Origin of the sequence: Hydrocoleum sp. CS-953 (assembly GCF_002260545.1) — a bacterium.
GTDB lineage: Bacteria > Cyanobacteriota > Cyanobacteriia > Cyanobacteriales > Microcoleaceae > Trichodesmium.
Genome location: NZ_LGSU01001106.1, coordinates 1 through 6852 on the forward strand (window position 1 = coordinate 1; position 6852 = coordinate 6852).

Annotated in this window: 4 protein-coding genes; all 4 read left to right on the forward strand. The window is 36.8% G+C overall.

Features of this window, described 5'->3' with window-relative positions; all coding sequences use genetic code 11:
• The first annotated feature begins 267 nt into the window (after positions 1–267).
• The 4 genes from AFK68_RS16915 to AFK68_RS16930 all read left to right on the forward strand — a co-directional run bounded on the left by AFK68_RS16915 (position 268) and on the right by AFK68_RS16930 (position 5833).
• The gene (locus AFK68_RS16915) at positions 268–864 is read left to right on the forward strand and encodes a hypothetical protein (protein ID WP_094673792.1); all 597 of its coding nucleotides are present in this window, start codon (positions 268–270) and stop codon (positions 862–864) included.
• 323 nt (positions 865–1187) lie between these two features.
• On the forward strand, positions 1188–1619 hold the full coding sequence (locus AFK68_RS16920) for a hypothetical protein (RefSeq protein ID WP_094673793.1): 432 nt from the start codon (positions 1188–1190) through the stop codon (positions 1617–1619).
• Positions 1620–2060: 441 nt separating this feature from the next.
• Positions 2061–2591, forward strand: coding sequence for a hypothetical protein (locus AFK68_RS16925; RefSeq protein WP_143437959.1), 531 nt, complete (start codon positions 2061–2063; stop codon positions 2589–2591).
• A gap of 884 nt (positions 2592–3475) precedes the next feature.
• Positions 3476–5833 carry a histidine kinase gene (locus AFK68_RS16930; protein ID WP_094673795.1) on the forward strand — a complete coding sequence of 786 codons (2358 nt, stop codon included), beginning with the start codon at positions 3476–3478 and terminating at the stop codon, positions 5831–5833.
• Positions 5834–6852: the final 1019 nt, after the last annotated feature.

Below are 6852 nucleotides of genomic sequence, written 5' to 3' on the forward strand. Positions count from 1 at the left end.
TCATTTCATTATCGAATTCCCATTAACACCCTACGCGGAACCAACCCCTACACCATTTGTTCTACTTCGCGCTTGTTCATAAATGATTGTCATCAATGTCATTATGATTGTTAATAGTATGAAGATTTGACTTCATCAAATCTTCTTGACGCTGCAGGGAGGGAAGTATGTTAGGATTAAATCATTGCATTCAGGTTCGAGTGCAATCATTTCCCTTTCCTTTATTGGATACATTTTTTTCAAATCATAAGAAAATACCATTTAAAAATGAATACTTCAAACTTCAGGACATTCCTGCAAGCTACTATTGTTGGAGCTACCTTTTCCCTACTCCAATATCCAGCTACTGCAGTTAAATTTGCCTCTACCATCAACCTTACAAATAGCTACCAAATCGTATTTAACTGGGAAGCAGAAAAGAGCTCCTTCGGGGATATGTCGGTTCAGAACAATGAGTTAACAGACTGGAATGCCACCATATCTGATTCTTCAGGCGGACAATTGCAATCTTTTGCACCACAATCTACACTGGAATTTGAATTCGACTGTTTCTCATGTGGACTTGGACCAAATTGGAGTCAGATTGCAGGTGCAGGTATAATAAAAGAATTAAGAATAATAGAAGATGATGTCTCAGTATTTGAGTTCAGCTATTTGGACGACCAAAAAGTAGTGAATTCTGAATTGTTTCCTATAGACACTGATTACATCTCGCAGTTGACGAAATTGAATAAGGTAGGCAGCGCTGAAGACGTCACCTCGACCAACGTCCAAACCCCCGAACCAGCCCTAACTATTGGTTTGATCACACTTAGCAGTTTAATGCTAGGTGGAAGAAGAAATACTAGAAAGGCAAAAGCCTAAAAAGTCTGCAAAATCAAAAAAGGAGAGGTGAAGGAAAATTTTTTCCTTCACTCTAACAAGTAGAAGAATTTGCCCACAGAAACCTTTGTCTCTGTCGGCGTTATGTTTATACCTCCTGACTCCTCTAAAATCATACTTTTATTTAACAACGCCGAATTAATAGCAGTTACCATTACTAGCGCGGACATTCTTGCTAAACACAAAAATTTAGTGCGTGCTGCGAATTTAACTTCTGATTTCTGACTTCATCTATAGCATTGTCCCATCGCAACTCAAAAAATATGATATGATTCACAATTGTTAATATTTGTGGATCGAAAAAAATGTATACTAACACTTTTTTTAATTTTCCTGTTTATACAGTAATTGAATTGACATTACTTTTCTCTATTCTCTTGGGAGTCATTTTTAAAGATATGTTGGAGTATAAACTAACTATCTGGTCTTGGTCTAGAAGCAAAAACTCTCAAGCAAAAATAGATTATCAAACACCTAACATAATAACTGCTTATTTAGGCACGACTTTATTTGTATTTTTATGTGTCGCATCTAGTCTTTCTACTTTTAATATTGTGGAATGGTTATCTATTGTTATAGGTGCAATAGTAGTCTTTCCAACAGCTTTATTGATTTGGGTACAATTAGGCTCAATGTTTAAGTTAATGGTTGAAGAGGGGATAGAAGCTATTAACATTGAAAAAGAATATATGTCAGGAGAAAAAAAAGTTAAGGCAGAAGAAACAACTAATCAATAGTTATATGATTTTCAGATAATTAGTTATAAAAAATTATTTGTTTGTAGTTGCGCTAAAGCGCCCCTAGTTGATTGACATATCTAAAATGGTGCGTTACGACGGATTGTTAAATCCTTTTCATAGTCTCGTCTTTTAGCCGTCTAACGCACCCTACTGGACTATAAATTTTACTGACTGATAACTGATAACTGATAACTGATAACTGAAATACCTTGCCAAAAATAGGTCTTGGTGGTAAATTCTTGGCTGAGGCTTTTAATTAAAATCCCGCCCTTTAAGGCAAGGTTTGATCAAAGAGCCAATAAACTAACCACTGTCCAGCTAGACCTGCTTTTTCAACTCAGATTGAGAAAAACAGTTTATGGCCAGGACAAAATTTGGTGTTGTGAGGTAGTCATGGGTCTTTTAAGACATACTATTTTGACAAGTGGTTGCTTGTCAATGTTTATTACATTCGGAGCAATTTATCCGGCGATCGCTGCTCCTGAAAATGAAAAAGTTGCCCAACGGGAAAGAACTCGTTCTGGGTCAGCAAATCAGATTGAGGTTGTAGGCTATGTTAAGGGTATTATTGGTAATGTAGTCACAATTCTCATAGATGAAGAAGACGAACTAGGCATTCCTGGAATTGGAGCTAATGATGGTGAACCAACCTATGTAACAATTCCTGAAGAGGAACGTGGTCAACTACGAACTCTATATTTTTCCCCTAAGCATACTATGGAAATAGCGGGTCTAGTACCTGGAATGCGGGTCTATGCTATTGTGGGTAAAGAAGATGACGATCCGGAAAAGCCTTGTGGTTGTATTGATTTCTTTAAAGTTATCCCAGATTATAATTATGAACGGGTAGAAGTTCGATTACCACAATATAATTTCCAGGGTCCTCCAGTCATAGAGTTCCCACCGCTTCAACCACCACCTCCTATCACACGACCTCCTGCACCACCACCTGTCAGAGGGCTGTGGTAATTTTCAGGAGAAATTCTATAATTTATTGTATGATGCCACTATTCAATTTTAGTGGCATTATTTTTTGTATATTTTCTTGTTTTTATACCCGATACTATGAGTGCGAACAATTGTTAACAATGCACAGCAAGATTAACCTGCTGAGGGGGTATCTCCCAATGTCTACAAGAAAACTTGTAGACGCCTTTAAACACTTACGTCGCCTTAGTTATCGGCGTTCGCAGAAGTTTCAATTACTTGACCATGCGCTTCGGTAACTTATCAGGATAGCGGTTACATAGTGGCCTGGTTTTACACCACAAACTGCTCTGTTTGTCAAACTTTAGCATAATCTATGCAACTATACCAGTATAACTAGATCAATATATATAAACTTATGTCAATGTTTATTAGTAAATCAAGAATAGTCGATCAACCTTCTGACTCCTGACTTTTGATTCTTGAGTTTTGACTACTGACTTTTGACTCATTATTTATAACTATTCAACCGGACATGATTTTATTTGTCCAAAGAATATTTATTTTAATTTATGGCCAGTAATCAAAAACTCTACAACTCTCTGAAAGTAGTATAGCTCAATGATTGGACTAACAAAGCTAATTTAATTAAAGCATTAGATTATTATAGGGGGAGATGATAGGATGGGGCAATAGGGCGATGGGGTAATAGGACAATGGGGCGATGGGGCGATGACGTGATGGCGCTGGTTTATCTCATTAAATAAATGTTATTAATGCATTAATTGAATACTGAACCCGTTCCTACAGAATGTTGATATTATTAATTTCAAGGATAACCCACCCTACTATTGCAACATTTTTAGATGTGTTGGTCTACTAAAATAAAAAAATACATATTCAAACAAATATCAGGTGCAAAAGGTATGCAGAGTTCTAAACAAAAAAGCACAGATAAACATTATAAATATGAGACAAAAGCTTTACCGGAGCAAACTTCTCTAACTGAAAATAATCAAAATACTGACTATCTACAGATAGAACAACTATTGCAAGCTTTAGCATTACAACTACCGAAGCATCATAATCAAATTGAGCAACTAAAAATTTGGAGGCAAATAACAGAGCGACTGGAAAATTTACCATTGCACAGCAGAAGATTAACAGCAATTATAGAACCAGGTAGTTTGAGCTTCCAATATGCTAGTTATCCCTTTTGCCAACTCATGGGTATAGATCGCATTGATGAAGTAGAAGCACAACCAAAAATTAAGCTTAACGAGTTATTCAGTGATTGGGATAACACGAGGCTAGAAAAACTTTACCGCCTACAAATTTTGCACTGGGTACTAAAACAACTTTATCAGATAGACACAGCAAATCTACAATTTCAAAATTATTCAGTTATATCAACAGTTAATTCCACAAAAAATTCAGAAGTCTGCCATATAGAATTCTGGTTTTGTTCTGACCAGCTAAAAGTTACGAGAGTTGACAAAAAAATAGATGAATTTGTAGATTTTAATCTCCAGTCAATGTCAAATTCTGAACAAGCAGCTTGGTTGATACAACCAGAAAATATAGAAATGTTAGCCCAAAATTTAAAATTGGAAAATTACCAAATAGAAGGCTTACTTTTACTCGAAGGGTTAGATGTCACTGTTAAAGAAAAAAAACGAAAACTAATCCAACTTTTAGTTGAACCAGAATCATTAGTGGAGAAAGAGAAATTTCAGCCAATAGAAAAATTAATGCGATCGCTATTCCGAGCAGATGATATGATGTTACTGCGAAATGAAGGAGAAAAACAATTCAAGTTATTTATTGGCAGTGAGTTTTTAACAAGAGCACCATATCCCAAGGTATATTCTACACTGAGCTTAGAGAATTCTCCAATCCTCAAAACTGCAACAAAAAATCAAATTCAAAATATTCCCGAACTTGAATCAAATTGTCCAACTGAGTATGAACAAAATTTATCTCAAAAAGGATTTCGCTCCTTACTTATAATTCCCATAGTGATTAAACCTGCTGCTCCACAAGAAGAGGTAGGTCTAGCAGAAATATTGGGAATAGTAGGATTAATGAGCAATCATCCGAGGAACTTTAATTTCTCTGATTACAAAAATGCCGAAGACTTGATTCCAGCTTTTATCGCTGCGGTTCGTCAAACAATTCAACAACGGTTTACTAATATTCGTAATATTCATCCTGCAGTCGAATGGCGATTTTTGCAAGAAGCTGAACGACGACGTTGGGGACTACCTCCAGAAACAATTGTTTTTGAGGATGTCTATCCCCTGTATGGTATCTGTGATATTCGTGGCTCTTCTACAGAACGTAACCGTGCAATTCAAAGTGATATTCTTGCTCAATTTCGCTTAGGTTTAGCTATTGTAGAAGCTGTTTGCCAAAAGCAAGATAGTGCTTTGTGTAACCAACTACGACAAGATATGTTGGAATATATTAAGTCCCTAGAAGAAAGAGTTTCAGTGGATACTGAAATCACAGCTTTAGAATACCTGCGTTGCCGTGTAGAGGTATACTTTGACTATTTTGTAAAATGTGGAGATACTATTAAAGCTGCTGTTGAAGCGTACCGTGCTGCTTGTGATAATAACCATCATAGCGTATATCAAGAACGAGAACGCTATGACCAGATGTTGCACAAAATTAACTACCATCTCCAAAATACTTGGGAAAAGTGGCAAAGACAGATGCAGCAAATTATCCCTCACCATTGTGATTTTGAGGCTACTGATGGCATAGATCACATGATGTATGTGGGTAAGTCTATTAACTCTGAATTTAATCAATTTCATCTTAGCAGTTTACGTTACGATCAATTACGGGCAATTTGTGATTGTGCCAGAACTGCTATACGTTTAAAGGCTGAATCTGAGGAGCCTATATTAGGAGTTGTGCATCTGATATTAGTCCAGAATTCTACCATTGATATTTATCATAATGAAAGTACGGAAAGATTATTTGATGTTAAAGGTAGTCACGATATTCGTTATGAAATTGTTAAAAAGCGTATTGACAAGGGCGTAGACAAGGACACAAAAGAGCGCATTACTCAACCTGGGATGTTGACGGTTGTTTATTCTACAGATGAGGAGTGGGAGGAATATGAACAGTATTTTCGTTATTTGGTTCGTGAAGGTTGGGTGGAGGATAAATTGGAGACTGGTTTGATTGAGCCTTTACAGGGAGTAAGTGGTTTACGGTATGTTCGGGCGAAGGTGCTGTTGTCTGAAGAAGTTGAATCTAATCAAAAATAGATTAATGATTAATTGAGGACTTACGCACGCGAAACCCGGTTTCTAGGGTAAATGATTGTTTTGAACAATAGACTTCTAGGAGAAACCGGGTTTCTGGGTTCCCATGCGTAATATCATGTCCGTTGGTATAGGAGCGTGTAAAAGCTGGGGAAATATCTATCATATTTAAGGTTTTTTCTTCTCTTAAAGCTTTTTTCCTAGATAACTAAAGCTTTCTTCCTTCTCTCCTAGATAATATGAGCCTTCTTCCTTACCTTCCCTATAGAAGCCCTAAGCGTATCTTGGCAAAGTTGCGAGTTTTTGGCTCAGGAGTCAGGACTCAGGACTCAGAAGTCAGGAGATTAAGAAATACTCAGAGGGGAAAAAGGTAGAAAAATGCCTCCATCTCCCTACCCTCCCCACACTTCCCACACTTCCCACCCCCATCATGTATAAAAAAATAAATACCTTCAGGGGTTCTATACAATACCGATGCTACCGGACATGATATAAGTCCTGTAATTATTAATTATTAATAGCTTTGTTGCAGAAAAGTACCGATATAGCAATCCTAAATAGTTAAAAAGAGCTGAAAACCTTGAAAATTATGACTCCTAACTCCTGACTCCTAACTACTACCAAAATACCACAACCGATCGGAGGATTGCTATAGAACATCCATTCCGCTTTCGTTCGCACAATTTACGCGGAGCAAGTGCGGCAGCTATATCGCTCTCTTTCACAATTATTGATTTTCTCTTCATCTATTGTCCAATAGTTAGGGTGGGGTGATTAAATCTCAAAACTTTCACCTGTAAAGGTTTCAGCCTTTTTCTGTCTCATATTGATGTTCTCTTCATCTATTGTCCAATAGTTAGAGTAGTTTCCGCGCCTTATGAAGTATATGCACAAGCAAGTGCGACAGCTATATACTTTCATGGAACAAAGCCATTATTAATTATTAATTATTCAGAGACTGGAGAGTAAAATAATTATTAAGAGAGCACGCGAAGTGACTAAAATCTAAAAGCGGTAATACT